This window comes from Pseudomonas sp. WS 5146 (genome assembly GCF_012985495.1).
GTDB lineage: Bacteria > Pseudomonadota > Gammaproteobacteria > Pseudomonadales > Pseudomonadaceae > Aquipseudomonas > Aquipseudomonas edaphica.
In genome coordinates this window covers 578,847-599,353 of sequence record NZ_JAAQWL010000001.1, presented here as the reverse complement: position 1 = coordinate 599,353, position 20,507 = coordinate 578,847, and the positions used below count along the sequence as shown (strand labels likewise).

Below are 20,507 nucleotides of genomic sequence, written 5' to 3'. Positions count from 1 at the left end.
AAGCCCGGGACTCACTCAGCTTATTGGCAAGCTTCGCAATCCGGCTCATCAATCGCGCAAGCCTTTGGCACGGGTGCCGGGCCGGCTGGAGCAGCCAGCACCGAATCATCACCGTGGTTGCCGCTGGAAACAGCGTTGAGCTTACCGGTGTTGATGGTCGACTTCTCGGTGCTGGTCGCGGCCAGGGCACGGAGGTAGTAAGTGGTTTTCAGGCCACGGTACCAGGCCATGCGGTAGGTCACGTCGAGCTTCTTGCCCGATGCACCGGCGATGTACAGGTTCAGCGACTGAGCCTGGTCAATCCACTTCTGGCGACGACTGGCGGCGTCGACGATCCACTTGGTGTCCACTTCGAAGGCGGTCGCGTAGAGCTCTTTGAGTTCTTGCGGGATGCGCTCGATCTGCTGCACCGAACCGTCGTAGTACTTCAGGTCGTTGATCATGACCGAGTCCCACAGGCCGCGGGCCTTGAGGTCACGAACCAGGTACGGGTTGATCACGGTGAATTCGCCCGACAGGTTCGATTTCACATACAGGTTCTGGTAGGTCGGTTCGATCGACTGCGACACGCCAGTGATGTTGGCGATGGTTGCGGTCGGTGCGATGGCCATGATGTTGGAGTTACGAATGCCTTTCTGCACACGGGCACGTACCGGCGCCCAGTCCAGGGTTTCGTTCAGGTCAACGTCGATGTACTTCTGGCCACGCTGCTCAATCAGGATCTGTTGCGAATCCAGCGGCAGGATGCCTTTGGACCACAGCGAGCCCTGGAACGTCTCGTAGGCGCCGCGCTCGTCGGCCAGGTCGCAGGAAGCCTGGATCGCGTAGTAGCTGACCGCTTCCATGGACTTGTCGGCGAACTCGACGGCAGCGTCCGAACCGTAAGGAATGTGCTGCAGGTACAGCGCGTCCTGGAAGCCCATGATGCCCAGGCCGACCGGACGGTGCTTGAAGTTGGAGTTCTGCGCCTGTGGCACCGAGTAGTAGTTGATGTCGATAACGTTATCGAGCATGCGAACGGCGGTGTTGACGGTGCGTTCCAGCTTGGCGGTGTCCAGCTTGCCGTTGACGATGTGGTTCGGCAGGTTGATCGAGCCCAGGTTGCAAACGGCGATCTCGTCCTTGTTGGTGTTCAAGGTGATCTCGGTGCACAGGTTCGAGCTGTGGACCACACCCACGTGCTGCTGCGGGCTGCGCAGGTTGCACGGGTCTTTGAAGGTCAGCCATGGGTGGCCGGTTTCAAACAGCATGGACAGCATTTTGCGCCACAGGTCTTTGGCCTGGATGGTCTTGAACAGCTTGATCTTGCCTGGGTACTGGGACAGGGCTTCGTAGTACTCGTAACGTTCTTCGAAGGCCTTGCCGGTCAGGTCGTGCAGGTCCGGCACTTCGGACGGCGAGAACAGGGTCCACGGGCCGTCATCGAAGACGCGCTTCATGAACAGGTCAGGGATCCAGTTGGCGGTGTTCATGTCGTGGGTACGACGACGGTCATCACCGGTGTTCTTGCGCAGCTCGATGAACTCTTCAATGTCCATGTGCCAGGTTTCCAGGTAGGCACATACAGCGCCTTTGCGCTTGCCACCCTGGTTCACGGCTACAGCGGTGTCGTTCACTACTTTGAGGAACGGTACAACGCCTTGGGACTTGCCGTTGGTGCCCTTGATGTACGAACCCAGTGCACGCACCGGCGTCCAGTCGTTACCCAGGCCGCCGGCGAATTTGGACAACATGGCGTTGTCGTGGATCGCGTGGTAGATGCCCGACAGGTCATCCGGCACGGTGGTCAGGTAGCAGCTCGACAGCTGTGGACGCAGGGTGCCGGCGTTGAACAGGGTTGGGGTCGACGACATGTAGTCGAAGGACGACAACAGGTTGTAGAACTCAATCGCGCGGTCTTCTTTTTGCTTCTCTTCAATCGCCAGGCCCATGGCCACACGCATGAAGAACACTTGCGGCAATTCGAAGCGGATACCGTCCTTGTGGATGAAGTAACGGTCGTACAGGGTTTGCAGGCCCAGGTAGGTGAACTGCTGGTCGCGCTCGTGGTTGATCGCCTTGCCGAGTTTTTCAAGGTCGAAGGTGGCCAGGATCGGGTTCAGCAATTCGAATTCGATACCCTTGGCGATGTAGGCCGGCAGGGCCTTGGCGTACAGGTCAGCCATTTCGTGGTGGGTGGCGCTGTCGGCCACGCCCAGGAAGCCCAGGCCTTCGGCACGCAGGGTGTCCATCAGCAGGCGCGCGGTCACGAACGAGTAGTTCGGCTCACGCTCAACCAGGGTACGGGCAGTCATCACCAGCGCGGTGTTGACGTCGGTCAGGGCCACGCCGTCGTACAGGTTCTTCAGGGTTTCGCGCTGGATCAGGTCACCGTCGACTTCTTCCAGGCCTTCGCAGGCCTCGGTGATGATGGTGTTCAGGCGGCCCAGGTCCAGCGGAGCAAAGCTGCCGTCGGCCAGGGTGATGCGGATCGATGGGTGAGCTTGCACGGCCGATTCTTCAGCCGGGGAGCGCACGGCACGTTCCTTGGAACGGGCGTCACGGTAGATCACGTAGTCGCGTGCCACTTTCTGCTCGCCGGCACGCATCAGGGCCAGTTCGACCTGGTCCTGGATTTCTTCGATGTGGATGGTGCCGCCCGACGGCATGCGACGTTTGAAGGTCGCGGTAACCTGTTCGGTCAGGCGGGCAACGGTGTCGTGGATGCGCGACGAGGCAGCAGCGGTGCCGCCTTCAACTGCAAGAAACGCTTTGGTGATGGCGACGGTGATTTTGTCATCGGTATAAGGAACGACAGTGCCGTTACGCTTGATCACACGCAGTTGGCCAGGTGCAGTGGCGGACAGATCCAGGTTCGAATCAGCGGCCTGCGGCACGGAGCCTTGCGGGTTCTCGCGAGTTGTGTCGGTTTGCATGGGGGGTTGTCTCCACATTCTATATTTATTTGGGCACCATCACGGTGCCCACCGTTCCGTCCTGAAGCACTTACAACAGGCCTGGGCCTGGCATAACAACTTCGGGACAGGAGGAAGGGAGCTATTCGCGCCGCTTCCATGCCGAAGTCTTCGGTTCGGGGCTTGAAAGAGCCCTTGGCCGTATTCCTGCCGGGTGACAGTTGCTCGCTGCAAGCACTGCAACACCCGTACCGTTTTCTGCCAATCGGGCTGGAAAACGGTTGCCATCCGCGTGCGCGGTTTGGGCTTTTAAAAAATGCTTTGGTTCAACCAAACAGGAGCAAGAAAGCGCTTGAGTTTCTTGTCTGATTTGTGTTTGGTTTTTTGCTTAAAACCCTACATGTAGGGTTTTTTTAGCGCCGAGGTACAAGATAATGCGTTTTGGGGGGCTTAGCAACGCACTACCTGTGGATAACGCTGTGGGTAAAATGTGTATGAAACGTGGAACACCCGTGTAGGCCGCAGTACTGCTGGATTACGCCGTTTGTCACCGAATATTCCAAGGCAAAAACCGTCTGTTGGTTTTTTGAGGGCGCGAACCCTATCACAAAAAAACGCGATCACCGAATGGATTTCCCGGCTTGTGTTTAAGGGTTGGCCCATGGCTACAATCGGCCTTCATATAGAGGCAGCAGTGTGTTTGCTGCACATGACAATAATGAGAACCGAGGTAGCGCATGGAGCAAGAAGCCTGGCAGATATTGATCGTCGAGGACGACGAGCGACTGGCCGAGTTGACCCGTGATTACCTGGAGAGCAACGGTTTGCAGGTGTCGGTGGAGAGCGACGGCGCCCAGGCGGCGGCGCGCATTGTCGCCGAACAACCGGACCTCGTGATCCTCGACCTGATGCTGCCCGGCGAAGACGGCCTGAGCATCTGCCGCAAAGTCCGCGAACGCTACGACGGCGTGATCCTGATGCTCACCGCCCGCACCGATGACATGGACCAGGTGCAGGGCCTGGACATGGGCGCCGACGACTACGTGTGCAAACCCGTGCGCCCGCGCTTGTTGCTGGCGCGTATTCAGGCATTGTTACGGCGCAGCGAGCCGGTACTACCCGCCGCCGTGGAAAGCCAGCGGCGCCTGCAATTCGGCCCGCTGGTGGTGGACAACGCCCTGCGCGAAGCCTGGCTGCATGAGGGCGGCATCGAGCTGACCAGTGCCGAGTTCGACCTGCTGTGGCTGCTGGTGGCGAATGCCGGGCGTATCCTGTCCCGCGAAGAAATCTTTATTGCCTTGCGCGGGATTGGCTACGACGGCCAGGACCGCTCCATTGATGTGCGCATCTCGCGTATTCGACCCAAGATCGGCGACGACCCGATTCACCCGCGCCTGATCAAAACCATTCGCAGCAAAGGCTACTTGTTCGTCCCCGAAGCTGCCGCCGACATGCCGCTGTGAACTCGATCTTCCTGCGCATCTACGGCGGCATGTGCGCGGCGCTGATCCTGGTGGCGTTGCTTGGCGTGCTGGCCCTGCACCTGCTCAATGAAGTGCGCAGCGGCCAGTACCGTGAGCGCCTGGCCCACGGCACCTTTGCGCTGATGGGCGACAACCTGCAACCGATGAGCGCGATCGAGCGCCAGCGCGCCCTGGCGGTGTGGGAGCGCTTGCTCGGCATTCCCCTGGAACTGCGTCCGTTGGCGGACGCGCAGTTGGACCTGACCCAGCGCAACCGCCTGCAGCGTGGCCAGGTGCTGGTGGAGCAGACCGGCCCGCATGCCGCGCGCGTGCTGCGCCTGGTCAGTGAACAGTCGCAGCTTGTGCTCACCGGTGAAGTGCAGCAGATCAGCGAGCAGCTGGCGCGTGCGACGATTTACCTGTTGGCTGACGAACTGGTGCGTTTTCCGGTGGCCGAGCAGCCGCAACGCCTGGCGGACATAAAAGAGGCCAAGGGCTTTGGCTTTGAGATGCACCTGATGACGCTGGATCAGGCGGATATGGATGATGACCAGCGCCGCCGGGTTGCGGAAGGCGACACGGTGATGGCCCTGGGCAAGGGCGGCGACTCCATCCGCGTATTCGCCGGCATGGTCGGCACGCCGTGGGTGCTGGAAATCGGCCCCTTGTATCAAATGAACCCGTACCCGCCGCAGTGGCTGATCCTGATCGCGTTGATCAGCCTCACGCTGATCGGTTTGATCGTCTATTTATTGGTGCGCCAGCTTGAGCGCCGCCTCAAAGGCCTGGAGGCGGCGGCCACGCGCATTGCCAAAGGCAACCTGGAAGTGCGCGTACCGGCCCGGGGCGCCGATTCGGTGGGGCGTTTGGCCGCCGCCTTTAATGGCATGGCCGAGCACTTGCAGCAATTGCTGGCGATCCAGCGCGAACTGGTGCGCGCCGTCTCCCACGAATTGCGCACCCCGGTGGCGCGCCTGCGTTTCGGCCTGGAGATGATCGGCGACGCCGCCACCCCAGAGGCGCGGCGTAAATATATGGACGGCATGGACAGCGATATCCAGGACCTCGACGGCCTGGTCGACGAAATGCTCACTTACGCCCGCCTGGAGCAAGGCGCGCCGGAACTGAATTTCCAGCGGGTAGACCTCAGCGCCTTGCTCGATCAGGTGATCGGCGAATTATCGCCACTGCGCCCGCAGGTCAGTGTTGCCCGTGGCATCTGCCTGTCTTCGACACACTGGGATGATGCCTGGGTCGACGCCGAGCCGCGCTACTTGCACCGCGCCCTGCAAAATCTGGTGGGCAATGCCATGCGCCATGCCCAGGGCCGGGTGCTGATCAGCTATCAAGTGGGGCAGGTGCGTTGCCGCATCGATGTGGAAGATGACGGGCCGGGCGTGCCGGAAAGCGCCTGGGAGCGGATTTTCACGCCATTTTTGCGTCTGGACGATAGTCGCACGCGAGCTTCAGGCGGGCATGGCCTGGGTTTGTCGATTGTGCGGCGGATTATCTATTGGCACGGCGGGCGGGCGTTGATCAGCAAGAGCAACAACCTGGGTGGGGCGTGTTTCAGCTTGAGTTGGCCCAGGGATCAGGACAAGACTTAAGACCGCTATCGCAGGCAAGCCAGCTCCCACATTTTGGATGTATTCGCACATCAAAGGTGGGAGCCGGGCTTGCCCGCGATAGCGATCTATCAGGCGCCGACAGCCACCAGACTCAACAACTGCTCCCCCTCCACCGCAAACTGCCCCTCCAACTCAGTGCCATAACACCACTCAGCAGACAGCTCCGTCAGCAACCGCAACCGCACATGGCCTGCCTGCGACCACTCAAGCACCTCGGCGTGCTCAAAGTAGAAACGCTTGTGCACAATCGGATACAGCGCTTTGAACAGGCTCTCCTTGACCGAAAACGTCAGCGTCACCAGCAGGGCATTCTGCTCGCGCGGCCCCAGTGACATGCGCTGCAATTCGTCGGCGGTCAGAATCTCTCCCGCCAAACGTTCCGCTCGCTCCCGTGACAGCAGATTTTCGAGGTCCATCCCCAAACCGCGCCATTGCGCCTTGTGCCCGACAATGGCCGCCGCGTGCCCGGTGCTGTGGGTAATGGAACCGCTGATATGCCCAGGCCATACCGGCGCACGGTCGTCACCGATGGCCGGTACGCAATCGAGCTGATCAAGCTGTTGCAACGCCGCCCGTGCGCACAGGCGACCGGCAAGGAACTCCGCCTGGCGTTTGGCCACCGAGCGCTGGATGCTGGCCGGAGGCGGCACGGCGCTGCGCTGGAAGTCATCGGCGAGCAACAAGGCCGGGTCGAATCGCGTGCTCAAGAACACCGTGCCCGGCAGCGGGATGGGCAGTGGCCAATGGGCATCGAGCGGGGTGCAACAAGCGGGTAGAGGCGTCATGCGCGGTATTTTGCGTCAGTTGGCGCGCCGGTGGATAGTCCGTAACGGTTCAGGCCTGGTTCAGAGCCCGTTCAGGGGGAGTTCAGGGGCGCCTGCGTAGTCTGGCTTCAACAGCCAAAACGCGTAGAGGTAAGCCCCATGACTGCGATCAAAAAGCTGATTCTCGCCTTGAGCATGCTCGGCGCCACTGCCGGGGTTCAGGCTTCGGACGGTGCGTTTGCCGCTTTCGGCAGCGAGAAAACCAGGAAATCCAGCAACCTGATCCAGCGTGTGAGCTTCGAAGAGGTGGCTGGCCAGGCGGCGCCGTGGGGCCAGTCTTTGGGCATGACCACGCCGCAACCGGCCTACCGCACCGGCTACGAACACCTGACGGGCCAATACAATGGCATTAAACTGCGCCCGCAAGACTTGCAGGGCCGCTATGATATCCCCCTGTCGGACAGTTGAATCGCCTTGGAGAGCCTTATGAAATTGCTGGTCGTGGAAGATGAGGCGCTGCTGCGTCATCACCTGTTCACCCGCCTGACCGACAGCGGCCACGTGGTCGAAGCCGTGGCCAATGCCGAGGAAGCCCTTTACCAGACCGGCCAATTCAACCATGACCTGGCGATTATCGACCTGGGCCTGCCCGGCATGGGCGGCCTGGACCTGATCCGCCAACTGCGCAGCCAGGCCAAGACTTTCCCGATCCTGATCCTCACCGCGCGCGGCAACTGGCAAGACAAGGTCGAAGGCCTGGCTGCCGGTGCCGACGATTACGTGGTCAAGCCGTTCCAGTTCGAAGAGCTGGAGGCGCGCATGAACGCCTTGCTGCGCCGCTCCAGCGGGTTCACCCAGTCGACCATCGTCGCCGGGCCTTTGCTGCTCGACCTCAATCGCAAGCAGGCGTCGCTGGATGAGCAACCGTTGGCGCTGACGGCCTACGAGTACCGGATTCTCGAATACCTGATGCGTCACCATCAGCAGGTGGTCGCCAAAGACCGCTTGATGGAACAGCTCTACCCTGATGACGACGAGCGGGATCCGAACGTGATCGAAGTGTTGGTGGGTCGCCTGCGCCGCAAGCTGGAAGGCCCGGCCGGGTTCAAACCGATCGACACCGTGCGTGGCCTGGGCTACCTGTTCAATGAGCGCTGCCGTTGATTCGCTCGCTACGTGTGCGCTTGATGCTCGCGGCCACCACCCTGGCCGTGCTGTTTATGCTGGGCTTGTTGCCCGCCATGCAAGGCGCGTTCAGCCTGGCGCTGCAGGATTCCATCGAGCAGCGCCTGGCCTCGGATGTCACCACGCTGATTTCCGCCGCGCGGGTCGAAAACAACCGCCTGCTGATGCCTGCGCAGTTGCCGGACGAACGCTTCAACCTCACTGACAGTCGCCTGCTCGGTTACATCTACGACCGTGAGGGGCATCTGGTGTGGCGCTCGCGGGCGACCCAGGAAGAAAACATCAACTACAAGCCGCGCTACGACGGGCGCGGTAATGAATTTGCGCGGATTCGCGAAGCCAATGGCCAGGAGTTTTTCGTGTACGACGTCGAGGTCAAGTTGCTGGGCGGCAAGAGCGCGGCGTTCAGTATCGTGGCGCTGCAACCTGTGCGTGAATACCAACTGACCCTCGAAGGCCTGCAGGAAAACCTCTACCTGGGCTTCGGCGCGGCCTTGCTCGTATTGTTGACGCTGTTGTGGCTGGGCCTGACCTGGGGCCTGCAAGCCTTGCGGCGCTTGAGCCAGGAGCTAGACCAGATCGAAGGCGGCACCCGCGAAAGCCTCACCGAGGAACACCCACGTGAACTGTTGCGCCTGACCGGCTCGCTCAACCGTTTGCTCCACAGCGAACGCGAGCAACGGGCGCGCTACCGCGATTCCCTCGACGACCTGGCCCACAGCCTGAAAACCCCGCTGGCGGTGTTGCAGGGCGTGAGCGAAGACATGGCCCAGCGCCCGGAAGAACGCGGCCAGGCCTGGGTGCTGCAATCGCAGATCGAACGCATGAGCCAGCAGATCGGCTACCAATTGCAGCGCGCCAGCCTGCGTAAAAGTGGCCTGGTGCGGCACCAGGTGCGCCTGGAACCGGTGTTGCAAAGCCTGTGCGACACGTTGGACAAGGTTTACCGCGACAAGCGCGTGACCGTGACCTTTGAATTGCCGCCCGATTGCGATGTGCCGATCGAGAAGGGCGCCTTGCTGGAAATGCTTGGCAACCTGCTGGAAAACGCCTATCGCCTGTGCCTGAGTGAAGTGCGCATCAGCCTGACGGAGAACCTTGAAGGCACTGAGCTGTGCATCGAAGATGACGGCCCTGGCGTACCGCCCGATCAGCGTGCGCGGATTCTGCAAAGGGGCGAGCGGCTGGACCGCCAGCATCCGGGGCAGGGCATTGGCCTGGCGGTGGTCAAGGACATCATTGAAAGCTACAGCGCGCGGTTGACCCTTGGGGATTCGCCTTTGGGTGGCGCGGCGTTCAAGATTCACTTTCCGGCGGCTTGATCTTTATTGTCCTTACAGGCCCCATCGCAGGCAAGCCAGCTCCCACCTTTTTGATTGTGTGAATCCGATCAACTGTGGGAGTCGGGCTTGCCCGCGATGAGGCCCGCCCAAGCACTGCACCTCTAACTCTCCTGTGCCCGGTAAGCCCCCGGCGTCAATCCGGTCCACTTCTTGAACGCCCGATGAAACGCCGACGGCTCAGAAAACCCCAACTGCTCGGCAATTTCCTGTAACGACAAATCCGCCCGCCCCAAGTGGTAAATGGCGATGTCCCGCCGCAACTCATCCTTGAGCGCCTGAAAACTGGTGCCTTCCTCACGCAAATGCCGGCGCAGGGTTTGTGGGCTGATGTGCAGGTGCTGGGCGACGGCCTCCAGGTCCGGCCAGGGCGTGCGGTCGCGGCTGAGCAAGCGGCGCAGCTGGCTGCTTAAACTGTCGCCCTCATCCGGTCGCGACAACAGGTCAGCGGGCGAGCGCTCGAGAAAGTGCTTGAGGGTGCGCTCGTCCTGCAACAACGGCAGGCTCAGGTAACGGGCGGGAAACACCAGGCTGCTGTTCGGCGCGCCAAATACCTGAGGGCAGGGGAACAGCAGGTCATATTCGCCCGCATGGACCGGAATCGGATAGCTGAACGTGGCTTGCTGTAGCCGGATGCGCTGGCCGATCAACCAGCTGCCCAGGCGATGCCAGATCACCAGCAGGCACTCGCTGAGAAAGTGGTCAGGGTCCCACAGCTGCGAATCGTCCAGGCTCAAGCGGGCCAAATCGCCTTCTCTGGTCAGCTGCCAGCGCGGACCCTGCGGGAATAGGCTATAAAATAATAAGCCGCGTTCCAGAGCCTTCTCCAGGGTGCGGCAGTGAATCAGCGCGTGGCACATCATGGCGAAGGTGCCGCGCTTGCTCGGGCCTTCGGCAAACCCCAGGTATTCGTCGTCCAGCCCCAGCCACAGCATTTGCAACAGCCGGGTAAATTGCTCGGGGGCGATGCGGGCGCGGGGTTCGCTCAGCAGTTCCGGGGTGATGCCCACTTGCAGCAGCAGGCCCGAATAGTCGTAACCCGCGCGGCGCGCACCGCCCAGGGCGGCGCGGGCATAGTGACTGGCGATGGTACGTTCACGCATGTGAGGGCCTCGTCCATGGAGTGGCGGATGTTAGCCATCACCGGGTGGGGCGACAAGGCGGATATCCGCCAAATTGTAGGACGAGAGGGGATGAGTGGGCGGAATTCCGCCACCTCACCGACGGCGTCGATGGCGTGGCCATGGACCTCGGCCCTGATGTCTAAAGGCCTTCAGACAGTTTGAGCAAAGTGGCACGGCGTTTGCGATAAGGATTACAGCGCAGGTTTATTCCTACAGACCTCGCAAACAACAAATCCCTCCAGTGCAGGAGGGTTCGCAATTCAAGTGTCGTGGGCAATGGCGGATCTTTGTCACACGGTGCGATTGAGGAACTTTGCAATGACGACTCGTCAGCCAATCTACAAATCCCTGTATTTCCAGGTGATCGTCGCAATCGTTATCGGTATTTTGCTCGGTCACTTCTACCCGCAGACCGGTGTGGCCCTCAAGCCACTGGGTGACGGCTTTATCAAGCTGATCAAAATGGTCATCGCCCCGATCATCTTCTGCACCGTTGTCAGCGGCATCGCTGGCATGCAAAGCATGAAATCGGTGGGCAAAACCGGCGGCTACGCGCTGCTGTACTTCGAAGTTGTTTCCACCATTGCTCTGCTGATCGGCCTGATCGTCGTTAACGTTGTGCAACCGGGCGCCGGCATGCACATCGACGTGGCAACCCTGGACGCCTCTAAAGTCGCGGCCTACGTGACCGCTGGTGCAGACCAGAGCGTGGTTGGCTTTATCCTTAATGTGATCCCGAACACCATCGTCGGTGCCTTCGCCAACGGCGACATCCTGCAAGTGCTGATGTTCTCGGTGATCTTTGGTTTTGCCCTGCATCGCCTGGGTGCCTACGGCAAGCCGGTGCTGGACTTTATCGATCGCTTCGCCCACGTGATGTTCAACATCATCAACATGATCATGAAGCTCGCGCCAATCGGTGCCCTGGGCGCCATGGCGTTCACCATCGGTGCCTACGGCGTAGGTTCCCTGGTGCAGTTGGGCCAACTGATGATCTGCTTCTACATCACCTGCATCCTGTTTGTGGTGGTGGTGCTGGGCGCCATCTGCCGTGCGCACGGTTTCAGCGTGTTGAAGCTGGTTCGCTACATCCGTGAAGAGCTGCTGATCGTTCTGGGTACTTCCTCCTCCGAATCCGCACTGCCACGCATGCTGATCAAGATGGAGCGTCTGGGCGCGAAGAAATCCGTAGTAGGCCTGGTGATCCCGACCGGCTACTCCTTCAACCTCGACGGTACTTCGATCTACCTGACCATGGCTGCCGTGTTCATCGCCCAGGCGACTGACACCCACATGGACATCACCCACCAGATTACCTTGCTGCTGGTGCTGCTGCTGTCCTCCAAAGGCGCTGCAGGCGTGACCGGTTCGGGCTTCATCGTGCTGGCTGCGACCCTGTCGGCCGTAGGCCACCTGCCGGTTGCCGGCCTGGCGCTGATCCTGGGTATCGACCGCTTCATGTCCGAAGCCCGCGCACTGACCAACCTGGTCGGTAACGCCGTTGCCACCATCGTTGTGGCCAAGTGGGTTAAAGAGCTGGACACCGACAAGCTGCACAGCGAGCTGGCGTCCGGCGGCACCGGTATCTCCGACACCCGCCCGGAAGATGACCTGGGCGTGGCTGAAGGCCCTGCTCCTGCTATCAAGTAAAAAATTGCCCAAGGTGTGAACAACACCCAAAGCCTGCAAACGCCCCGACTGGTTCGGGGCGTTTGCGTTTCTGGCGTGGCGCTTTGGGTTTTGCTTGCTTTACAGTAAGTGAATACTTCATTCGCCGTAGGAGACCTGATGGACAGTGTGGATCTGAATGTCCTGCGCAGCGTGCTCGAATGGCGCCGTGCCGGGCACCGAGTAGTTTTGTACAGCGTGGTCCAGACCTGGGGCAGTGCCCCACGCCCGCCGGGGGCGATGTTGGCCTTGCGTGGCGATGGCGTGGTGATCGGCTCCGTGTCGGGTGGTTGCATCGAGGACGACTTGATCGCGCGCTTGCAGGATGGCCGCTTGCCGGAGGATGGCCCGCCGGTGCAGTTGGTGACCTATGGCGTCACCCGCGATGAGGCGGCGCGTTTCGGCCTGCCGTGCGGCGGCACGTTGCGCCTGACTGAGGAACGCGTGGATGAATTTGGCTGGGTCTCACAGCTACTGGCGCGCTGCGAAGACCATCAGATCGTCGCGCGTGAACTGGACCTGAGCAGTGGCACGGTGACCCTGAGCGGCGCGGCCAAGACCGACATTGTGACCTTTGATGGCGAGCGCCTGCGGGCTATCTACGGCCCGCGTTGGCGTTTGCTGCTGATCGGCGCCGGGCAGCTGTCGCGCTACGTGGCTGAAATGGCGCGCCTGCTGGATTTCGAAGTGCTGATCTGCGACCCGCGCGAAGAATTCGTCTACGGCTGGGAAGAGCAGCATGGCCGCTTTGTGCCCGGCATGCCGGATGAGGCGGTGCTGAATATCCAGACGGATGAGCGCACGGCCATCGTCTGCCTGACGCACGACCCTCGATTGGACGATATGGCGCTGCTGACGGCGCTGAACTCATCGGCGTTCTACATTGGCGCCCTCGGTTCGCGGGTCAATACGCAGAAGCGCCGGGAAACCCTGGCGGCGCTGGGATTGTCGGCGGAGGCGATCGCGCGTCTGCATGGGCCGATCGGTCTGCATATCGGTAGTCATACGCCGGCCGAAATTGCTCTGTCATTGATGGCGGAAATTGTCGCGATCAAGAATGGCGTGGCACCGATGCAGAAGAAACCGTTGCCGGTGGAGGCTGAGTAATGGTGACGGCGATTGTGCTGGCGGCGGGGCAGGGCAGTCGCTTTCGCGCTGCGGCCGGAGCTGATCAAGACAAGCTGCTGGCTGATTGCATCGGGCTTGACGGCGTAACGCGGCCAGTGATTGAGCAGGTGTTGATGAGTTTGCCAGGGCGCGTTGTAAGGCGTTGGCTGGTCACTTCGCCGGACCGCCTGGCCGTTATTCGCTTGGCCAAGGCGTATGGCTGTGAAGTCTTGCTGCTCGAATCGGCCGGTATGGGTGACAGCATCGCGGCGGCTGTCGCAGCCAGTGGTGAGACCGATGGCTGGTTGGTGGTGTTGGGGGATATGCCGTTTATTCAGCCGTCGACCATTGAGCGGGTGGTTGATGCGGTCCAGGACGATGGCATCAGTGTGCCGGTGCAGGCGGGTAAATACGGGCATCCGGTGGCTTTTGGCCGGGCGCTTGGGCCGCGAATGATGGCATTGAGCGGTGATCGTGGCGCAAAGCCGTTATTCGCCCAGGCGAGTGTGCAGGAGGTGCGAGTGGAAGATCCCGGTGTGCTGTGGGATGTGGACCTGCCGCAAGCATTGAGTTTCAGCGCGGACTAACTGTGGGAGCGGGCTTGCCCGCGATGCAGGCACCTCGGTGTGTCAGACACGCTGCGGTGATGCTATCGCAGGCAAGCCAGCTCCCACCTTTGATCTCCACAAGGCAAAAGTTGAACGCCCATAAAAAAGCCCCGCCTGATCACTCAGGCGGGGCTTTTTAGTAGCGGATGGAATCAGACGAGGGGTTTAGGCTCGTGCTCTGTTTCCAAGGCCTTGTGCTCAACCGGGGCTGGAGCCTCGATCGCTTCGGCAGCCGGTGCGGCAGCGGCTGCAGCAGCGGCGGCTTCAGCTTCCTTGCGGCGACGACGCACTTCACGTGGGTCGTTCGGCGCACGGCCGTTTTCGGTCAGGGCGCTGGCAGGCGCGGCTTCAACCACGGGCGCTGCGACTTCGGCAACCACTGGCGCTTCAACCACGGGTGCAGGCTCAACGACTGGGGCGGGCTCGGCAACCACTTCGGCAACCGGTGCAGGCGCTTCTTCCACCACAGGAGCAGGTGCTGGCGCTTCAACCGGTGCAGCTGGTTCGGCAGTCCACTGGAAGGCGGTCTGTTCTTCGCGAACTTCACGCACTGCCGGGGCGGCTTCCTCGACAACCGGCGCTTCAACGACGGCTTCAACCACTGGCTGAGGCTCGACTACCGGTGCAGGCTCGACAGCAGTCACTTCGACTTCTGGTTGAACGTCGCGCACTGGCGAGGCAACTTCCACTTCCGGAACCACTGGGGCTTCGATCGGGGCAGTGGCTTCGACGACTGGCGCTTCAACAACCGGAGCTTCAACCACTGGCGTCTCGGCAACCGGTGCTTCTGCAGCAGCCGTTTCTTCAACAGCAGCGGTAGCGCGTTCAGCTTGCTCATGCGCCTGGGCTTCAGCCGGTGCGCTGATCACGGTGCTGGCAACTGCGGCGGTCACAGCCAGGCCGGCAGCCAGTTCGGCGCCCGTCGGTTCTGCGGTTGAAGCTTCGCCGTTCTCGCCGGTCTCTTCCGAGCCTTCGATCACATTGCCGTTGGCATCACGCTGACGCTCACGACGGTTGCTGCGGCGACGCTGGCCACGGGAGCGGCGGCGTGGACGATCGCCTTCGGCGTTGTCCTGACCGTCTTCCTGCAGTTGCTCTTCACCGGTCAGCACTTCTTCTTCGCTGGTGGCAGCGGCTTGCTCGGCACGTGGTTGACGCTCTTCACGCGGTGGGCGCGGCTGGCGCTCTTCACGTGGGGCGCGTTCTTCACGCGGCTGGCGAGCCGGGCGTTCTTCGCTGGCGGCTTCGGCAGCGACGGCAGCTACCGCTGGTGCGGCGTCCAGCGGCTCGCGCAGTTCACGCACACGTTCTTCACGCTCGCCACGTGGCTTGCGGTCTTCACGTGGGGCGCGCGGAGTACGTGGCGCGCGCTCTTCGCGCGGTGCACGTTCTTCACGGGCTACAGTCGGGGTCTCTTCACGGGCTTCGCGAGGTGCACGCTCTTCACGTGGTGCGCGTTCTTCACGCGGTGCACGTTCTTCGCGGGGCTTGCGCTCTTCGTCACGGCGACCGTTGCGGTTACGGCTCTGTTGACGGCCGTTGCGACGTTCTTCGTTGCGGGCCGGGCGCTCGGTGGCCGGTTTTTCAACCACAACCGGCGCAGCAGGCTCTTCTTTACTGGCGAACAGGCTGACCAGTGACTTCACCAGGCCTTTGAACAGGCTTGGCTCAGGCATGGCGGCCGGCGCGGCAACCGGTGCAGCCACTTCGGTCGGTACCGGAGCGTTGGCACGTGCCGGTGCGGTCTTAACGGCCGCTTCCTGGCGAACCAGGGTGCGGGTCGCGGCGGCTGGCTGGACTTCTTCCACTTCGGCAGCGGCAGCAGCGATTTCGTAGCTGGACTGGCCGCTGTGGGCTTCCGGGCTGTCATCACGCAGGCGTTGCACTTCGAAGTGCGGCGTCTCGAGGTGATCGTTCGGCAGGATGACGATGCGGGCACGGGTGCGCAGTTCGATCTTGGTGATCGAGTTGCGTTTTTCGTTAAGCAGGAAAGCGGCCACCGGGATCGGCACTTGCGCGCGAACTTCGGCGGTGCGGTCTTTCAGGGCTTCTTCTTCGATCAGGCGCAGGATCGCCAGCGACAGCGATTCAACGTCACGGATGATGCCGGTGCCGTTGCAACGCGGGCAGACGATGCCGCTGCTCTCGCCCAGGGAGGGACGCAGGCGCTGACGGGACATTTCCAGCAGGCCGAAGCGCGAGATACGGCCGACCTGTACGCGGGCACGGTCAGCTTCCAGGCATTCGCGGACTTTTTCTTCCACGGCGCGCTGGTTCTTGGCCGGGGTCATGTCGATGAAGTCGATCACGATCAGGCCGCCGATGTCACGCAGGCGCAACTGGCGGGCGATTTCTTCAGCCGCTTCCAGGTTGGTCTGCAGGGCGGTTTCTTCGATGTCGCTGCCTTTGGTGGCGCGCGCCGAGTTGATGTCGATTGACACCAGGGCTTCGGTCGGGTCGATCACGATGGAGCCGCCGGAAGGCAGTTCGACCACGCGCTGGAAGGCGGTCTCGATCTGGCTTTCGATCTGGAAACGGTTGAACAGCGGAACGCTGTCTTCGTACAGCTTGATCTTGCTGGCGTACTGCGGCATCACCTGGCGAATGAAGGTCAGGGCTTCGTCCTGGGCTTCAACGCTGTCGATCAGCACTTCGCCGATGTCCTGGCGCAGGTAATCGCGGATGGCGCGGATGATCACGTTGCTTTCCTGGTAGATCAGGAACGGCGCGGAACGATCCAGGGAGGCTTCTTTGATGGCGGTCCAGAGTTGCAGCAGGTAGTCGAGGTCCCACTGCATTTCTTCGCTGCTGCGGCCCAGGCCTGCAGTGCGCACGATCAGGCCCATGTCGGCAGGAGCAATCAAGCCGTTCAGCGCTTCACGCAGTTCGTTGCGTTCTTCGCCTTCGATGCGACGGGAAATGCCGCCGGCACGTGGGTTGTTCGGCATCAGCACCAGGTAACGGCCGGCCAGGGAGATGAAGGTGGTCAGGGCAGCGCCCTTGTTGCCACGTTCTTCTTTTTCGACCTGAACGATGACTTCCTGGCCTTCGCTCAGGACGTCCTTGATGTTCACGCGGCCTTCGGGGGCTTTCTTGAAGTATTCGCGGGAGATTTCTTTGAGGGGCAGGAAGCCGTGGCGCTCGGAGCCGAAATCGACAAAGGCAGCCTCAAGGCTTGGTTCGATGCGAGTAATACGGCCTTTATAGATGTTGGCCTTCTTTTGCTCGCGTGCACCGGATTCGATGTCCAGGTCATAGAGGCGTTGGCCATCTACCAGTGCAACACGCAACTCTTCGGGTTGAGTTGCGTTAATCAGCATTCTTTTCATGTTGTACCGTCGGTTTCCGGGCTGCCGGAAACGGCGTTCGGCACACACGACTTCTCACGGTCGGTGTCAGGTGCGTCAAGAGTGGTTGGCCACTCCAGTGTCCAGCAATAACGAGCCAATTGGGCCGGTATCGCGACGGACGCGTCCTGCTTGTTAGCGGTGGTGACAAAGGCACCACTTCAACAAAAGCTAAGGTCAGGAGGAGGAATCAACCGGCGACTGTGGACGAGATGAAGCGTCTTATAAGCCTAATGCTACACGGTCCGACGGTTGTGCATCTCCACCCTACACGTATCCCTGATAATTCGGGTGCTGCCGCGCGCAGAATCCGCAGCGGGTTGGCATTTACCGTGTACTCCAATGGGGAGTCCACGCTCATGGCTAAACAAGACTAGGTGTGGGCGACTGCGCTCTCACTCAGCTCTTAACAGGCTTTGTTTCCGAAGCATTCGCCGTGGTCTGGCTCAAGACTGACTGCACTTTGTGAACTGGCCGTAAATATCGGCGCAGAACGCGAGTATTCACTCTGCTTTCTGCACTCGCTTCAGGCCTCATGTCACCTGCGCTTGTTACAATCCTGAGCCTTCCAGGGTGGCAAAAGCCCCGTAGGACGGCCTCGCGTCCTGATGAATTGCGATGGTCAGGGCCGGCAGTTTGCCGCAAGTCCTCTGTCCAGGCCGCTTTTGGCGGCGTTCGCGACTATAGCAGCAATGATTAAGTGCTTCAATTCCATAAAAAATTGTTATCATCGCCGCCATGACGAATACCGCCCCCCAGACCCCCAGCGTCCAGCTGCTCGAGGTCTCGCCGGAATATGCCGGCCAACGCATCGACAATTTCCTCCTGGCCAGGCTCAAAGGCGTGCCCAAGACCTTGATTTACCGCATCTTGCGTAAAGGTGAAGTGCGCGTGAACAAAGGCCGGATCAAGCCCGAGTACAAGCTGCAGGCGGGCGATATCGTCCGTGTGCCGCCGGTGCGCGTGCCTGAGCGTGACGAGCCGGTGCCATTGGCCCAGGGCCTGTTGCAGCGCCTGGAAGCGTCGATTGTCTTCGAAGACAACAAGCTGATCGTGATCAACAAGCCTTGCGGCATTGCGGTTCACGGCGGCAGTGGCCTGACGTTCGGGGTGATCGAAGCCTTTCGTCAGTTGCGACCCGATGCCAAGGAGCTGGAACTGGTCCACCGCCTGGACCGCGACACCTCCGGCCTGCTGATGATCGCCAAGAAACGCAGCATGTTGCGTCACCTGCACACCGCCTTGCGTGGCGATGGCGTGGACAAGCGCTACATGGCATTGGTGCGTGGTAACTGGGCCAGCTCCATCAAGAGCGTGCGTGCGCCGCTGCAGAAGAGCAACCTGCGCTCCGGCGAGCGCATGGTCGAAGTGGACGAGGAGGGCAAAGAAGCCCTGACCCTGTTCAAGGTGCTGCGCCGCTTCGGTGACTTCGCCACTATGGTCGAGGCCAAGCCGGTGACCGGGCGTACCCACCAGATTCGCGTGCACACCCTGCACGCGGGCCACTGCATCGCCGGTGACACCAAGTACGGCGATGAGGATTTCTCCAGGGAAATTCGTGACCTGGGCGGCAAGCGCCTGTTCCTGCACGCCTACATGCTCACCGTACCGCTGCCCGATGGCGGCGAGCTGAAGTTGCAGGCGCCGGTCGATGAGATGTGGGCCAAGACCGTGGAGCGTTTGAGTGTCGCACCCTGACTACAAGCTGCTGATTTTTGATTGGGACGGCACGCTGTGCAATTCCATTGGGCGCATCGTCGACTCAATGCACGCGGCGTCGACCCGTTCGGGTTTCGAGTTATGCACTGATCTGGCGGTAAAAGGCATTATCGGCCTGGGCCTGCCCGAGGCGATCCGTACCTTGTACCCCCGGATCAGCGATGCGCAACTGGTGACCTTTCGTGATCATTACGCTGATCACTACATCGCGCTGGAGGCCACGCCTTCGCCGCTGTTTGACGGCGTAAGGCAATCCCTGGAAGCGTTTCGCGCCGAGGGTTATCACTTGGCCGTGGCCACCGGCAAGGCCCGTCGCGGGTTGGATCGGGTGCTCAAGGCCCACGGGTTTGAAGATTATTTCAGTATCACCCGTGCAGCGGATGAAACCGCCAGCAAACCTCACCCTCTGATGCTGGAGCAGATCCTGGCGCATTGCGGCGTAGCGCCGCGTCAGGCGTTGATGGTGGGTGACGCTTCCTTCGACCTGATGATGGCACGCAATGCTGGCATGGACAGCGTGGCGGTCAGCTACGGTGCTCAGGCAGCCGAAGCCTTGCAGGCATACGAGCCCAGGCTGACGATTGATCATTTTTCTGAACTGCAAGCCTGGCTCAGCCGGGCCTGATAAGTCTTTGCTGGGGTTAATGGCATGAGTGACGAGTGGAAAGCGCCCGAAAAGGCCGAAAGCGGTGATGATAAAAGCTGGAAGTTGTTGGAGAAGACCCTGCTGGCCAGTGTTCAGGAACAGCGCCGTGCACGGCGTTGGGGGATTTTCTTCAAGCTGCTGACGTTTATCTGGCTTATCGCCATGCTGGCGTTGTTCAGCCCGCTGATGGACATGGAAAAAAGCGCCACCCGTGGCAACAACTACACCGCCTTAATCGACGTGAATGGGGTGATTGCCGATAAGGAGTCCGCCAGCGCCGATAATATCGTCGGCGGCCTGCGTGCAGCCTTCGAAGATCCCAAGGTCAAGGGCGTGATCCTGCGCATCAATAGCCCAGGCGGTAGCCCTGTGCAGTCTGGCTATGTGTATGACGAGATTCGCCGCCTGCGCGGGCTGCACCCGGACATCAAACTGTACGCGGTGATTTCCGATCTGGGCGCCTCGGGTGCCTATTACATCGCCAGCGCCGCTGACCAGATTTATGCCGACAAGGCCAGCCTCGTCGGTTCCATTGGTGTGACAGCGGCCGGTTACGGCTTTGTCGGCACCATGGAGAAGTTGGGGGTGGAGCGTCGCACCTACACCTCGGGTGAGCACAAGTCTTTCCTGGACCCGTTCCAGCCACAAAAGGCCGATGAAACCCAGTTCTGGCAGGGCGTGCTCGACACCACCCATCGTCAGTTCATTGCCAGCGTGAAGCAGGGGCGCGGCGATCGTCTGAAAGACAAAGACCATCCGGAGCTGTTCTCCGGCCTGGTGTGGTCCGGTGAGCAAGCGTTGCCATTGGGTTTGATCGATGGCTTGGGCAGTGCCAGTTCGGTGGCGCGCGATGTGATTGGTGAGAAGGAGCTGGTGGACTTCACTGTTCAGGAATCGCCGTTTGATCGCTTCTCCAAGAAACTCGGCGCCAGTGTGGCGCAGAAGCTGGCCTACTACATGGGCTTCCAGGGCCCGACGCTGCGCTGAAATATCAGCTTTGTGGTAGTTCAAAAT

At 61.0% G+C, this 20,507-nt stretch carries 15 protein-coding genes; 11 read left to right on the top strand and 4 right to left on the bottom strand.

Going from position 1 to position 20,507, the window contains the following annotated elements:
• Positions 1 to 20: 20 nt before the first annotated feature.
• Entirely contained in the window at positions 21 to 2,915 is a 2,895-nt protein-coding gene (locus tag HBO41_RS02650; protein WP_099548171.1) for a ribonucleoside-diphosphate reductase subunit alpha, read from the bottom strand.
• Between the two features lie 716 nt (positions 2,916 to 3,631).
• On the opposite strand from HBO41_RS02650, the gene HBO41_RS02645 reads away from it, so the two are divergent.
• A complete protein-coding gene (locus tag HBO41_RS02645; RefSeq protein WP_099548170.1) occupies positions 3,632 to 4,357 on the top strand; it encodes a response regulator in 726 nt (241 codons plus the stop codon).
• Positions 4,354 to 5,964, top strand: a complete 1,611-nt coding sequence (locus HBO41_RS02640; RefSeq protein WP_169985048.1) for an ATP-binding protein — start codon at positions 4,354 to 4,356, stop codon at positions 5,962 to 5,964. The genes HBO41_RS02645 and HBO41_RS02640 overlap by 4 nt, the downstream gene beginning before the upstream one ends.
• Positions 5,965 to 6,053: 89 nt before the next feature.
• Here the strand turns inward: HBO41_RS02640 and HBO41_RS02635 are convergent, their stop codons facing one another.
• On the bottom strand, positions 6,054 to 6,770 hold the full coding sequence (locus HBO41_RS02635) for a 4'-phosphopantetheinyl transferase (RefSeq protein ID WP_099548169.1): 717 nt from the start codon (positions 6,768 to 6,770) through the stop codon (positions 6,054 to 6,056).
• A gap of 138 nt (positions 6,771 to 6,908) precedes the next feature.
• Between HBO41_RS02635 and HBO41_RS02630 the strand changes: the two genes are divergently transcribed.
• From HBO41_RS02630 to HBO41_RS02620, 3 genes are read left to right on the top strand one after another with little or no spacing between them, the layout of a single operon-like run.
• A complete protein-coding gene (locus HBO41_RS02630) occupies positions 6,909 to 7,217 on the top strand; it encodes a hypothetical protein (RefSeq protein ID WP_017138378.1) in 309 nt (102 codons plus the stop codon).
• Between the two features lie 18 nt (positions 7,218 to 7,235).
• On the top strand, positions 7,236 to 7,913 hold the full coding sequence (locus tag HBO41_RS02625) for a response regulator (protein ID WP_017138377.1): 678 nt from the start codon (positions 7,236 to 7,238) through the stop codon (positions 7,911 to 7,913).
• Positions 7,910 to 9,256 carry an ATP-binding protein gene (locus HBO41_RS02620; protein ID WP_169985046.1) on the top strand — a complete coding sequence of 449 codons (1,347 nt, stop codon included), beginning with the start codon at positions 7,910 to 7,912 and terminating at the stop codon, positions 9,254 to 9,256. The genes HBO41_RS02625 and HBO41_RS02620 overlap by 4 nt, the downstream gene beginning before the upstream one ends.
• Positions 9,257 to 9,378: 122 nt before the next feature.
• Here HBO41_RS02620 and HBO41_RS02615 read toward each other — a convergent pair whose 3' ends face one another.
• Entirely contained in the window at positions 9,379 to 10,377 is a 999-nt protein-coding gene (locus HBO41_RS02615) for an AraC family transcriptional regulator (RefSeq protein ID WP_169985044.1), read from the bottom strand.
• 339 nt (positions 10,378 to 10,716) lie between these two features.
• On the opposite strand from HBO41_RS02615, the gene HBO41_RS02610 reads away from it, so the two are divergent.
• The 3 genes from HBO41_RS02610 (at position 10,717) to HBO41_RS02600 (ending at position 13,760) form a co-directional block, all read left to right on the top strand.
• Positions 10,717 to 12,048, top strand: a complete 1,332-nt coding sequence (locus HBO41_RS02610) for a dicarboxylate/amino acid:cation symporter (protein ID WP_017138374.1) — start codon at positions 10,717 to 10,719, stop codon at positions 12,046 to 12,048.
• 138 nt (positions 12,049 to 12,186) lie between these two features.
• Positions 12,187 to 13,173: an XdhC family protein gene (locus HBO41_RS02605; protein WP_169985042.1), complete on the top strand. Its 987-nt coding sequence runs from the start codon at positions 12,187 to 12,189 to the stop codon at positions 13,171 to 13,173.
• Positions 13,173 to 13,760 carry an NTP transferase domain-containing protein gene (locus HBO41_RS02600; RefSeq protein WP_169985040.1) on the top strand — a complete coding sequence of 196 codons (588 nt, stop codon included), beginning with the start codon at positions 13,173 to 13,175 and terminating at the stop codon, positions 13,758 to 13,760. The genes HBO41_RS02605 and HBO41_RS02600 overlap by 1 nt, the downstream gene beginning before the upstream one ends.
• A gap of 173 nt (positions 13,761 to 13,933) precedes the next feature.
• On the opposite strand, the gene rne is transcribed toward HBO41_RS02600, so the two are convergent.
• On the bottom strand, positions 13,934 to 17,110 hold the full coding sequence (rne, locus tag HBO41_RS02595; protein ID WP_169985038.1) for a ribonuclease E: 3,177 nt from the start codon (positions 17,108 to 17,110) through the stop codon (positions 13,934 to 13,936).
• Between the two features lie 756 nt (positions 17,111 to 17,866).
• Between rne and rluC the strand changes: the two genes are divergently transcribed.
• Genes rluC through HBO41_RS02580 form a run of 3 tightly spaced genes read left to right on the top strand, consistent with a single transcriptional unit; the run spans position 17,867 to position 20,480 of the window.
• A complete protein-coding gene (rluC, locus tag HBO41_RS02590; protein ID WP_169985036.1) occupies positions 17,867 to 18,826 on the top strand; it encodes a 23S rRNA pseudouridine(955/2504/2580) synthase RluC in 960 nt (319 codons plus the stop codon).
• Positions 18,813 to 19,472: an HAD-IA family hydrolase gene (locus HBO41_RS02585; protein WP_017138370.1), complete on the top strand. Its 660-nt coding sequence runs from the start codon at positions 18,813 to 18,815 to the stop codon at positions 19,470 to 19,472. The genes rluC and HBO41_RS02585 overlap by 14 nt, the downstream gene beginning before the upstream one ends.
• Positions 19,473 to 19,496: 24 nt before the next feature.
• On the top strand, positions 19,497 to 20,480 hold the full coding sequence (locus HBO41_RS02580) for a S49 family peptidase (RefSeq protein WP_017138369.1): 984 nt from the start codon (positions 19,497 to 19,499) through the stop codon (positions 20,478 to 20,480).
• The last annotated feature ends 27 nt before the right edge of the window (positions 20,481 to 20,507 follow it).

Coding starts and splice junctions, on each gene's coding strand:
- HBO41_RS02650 (WP_099548171.1), bottom strand. CDS start 2,915: ATGCAAACCGACACAACTCGCGAGAACCCGCAAGGCTCCGTGCCGCAG.
- HBO41_RS02645 (WP_099548170.1), top strand. CDS start 3,632: ATGGAGCAAGAAGCCTGGCAGATATTGATCGTCGAGGACGACGAGCGA.
- HBO41_RS02635 (WP_099548169.1), bottom strand. CDS start 6,770: ATGACGCCTCTACCCGCTTGTTGCACCCCGCTCGATGCCCATTGGCCA.
- HBO41_RS02630 (WP_017138378.1), top strand. CDS start 6,909: ATGACTGCGATCAAAAAGCTGATTCTCGCCTTGAGCATGCTCGGCGCC.
- HBO41_RS02625 (WP_017138377.1), top strand. CDS start 7,236: ATGAAATTGCTGGTCGTGGAAGATGAGGCGCTGCTGCGTCATCACCTG.
- HBO41_RS02615 (WP_169985044.1), bottom strand. CDS start 10,377: ATGCGTGAACGTACCATCGCCAGTCACTATGCCCGCGCCGCCCTGGGC.
- HBO41_RS02610 (WP_017138374.1), top strand. CDS start 10,717: ATGACGACTCGTCAGCCAATCTACAAATCCCTGTATTTCCAGGTGATC.
- HBO41_RS02605 (WP_169985042.1), top strand. CDS start 12,187: ATGGACAGTGTGGATCTGAATGTCCTGCGCAGCGTGCTCGAATGGCGC.
- HBO41_RS02600 (WP_169985040.1), top strand. CDS start 13,173: ATGGTGACGGCGATTGTGCTGGCGGCGGGGCAGGGCAGTCGCTTTCGC.
- rne (WP_169985038.1), bottom strand. CDS start 17,110: ATGAAAAGAATGCTGATTAACGCAACTCAACCCGAAGAGTTGCGTGTT.
- rluC (WP_169985036.1), top strand. CDS start 17,867: ATGACGAATACCGCCCCCCAGACCCCCAGCGTCCAGCTGCTCGAGGTC.
- HBO41_RS02580 (WP_017138369.1), top strand. CDS start 19,497: ATGAGTGACGAGTGGAAAGCGCCCGAAAAGGCCGAAAGCGGTGATGAT.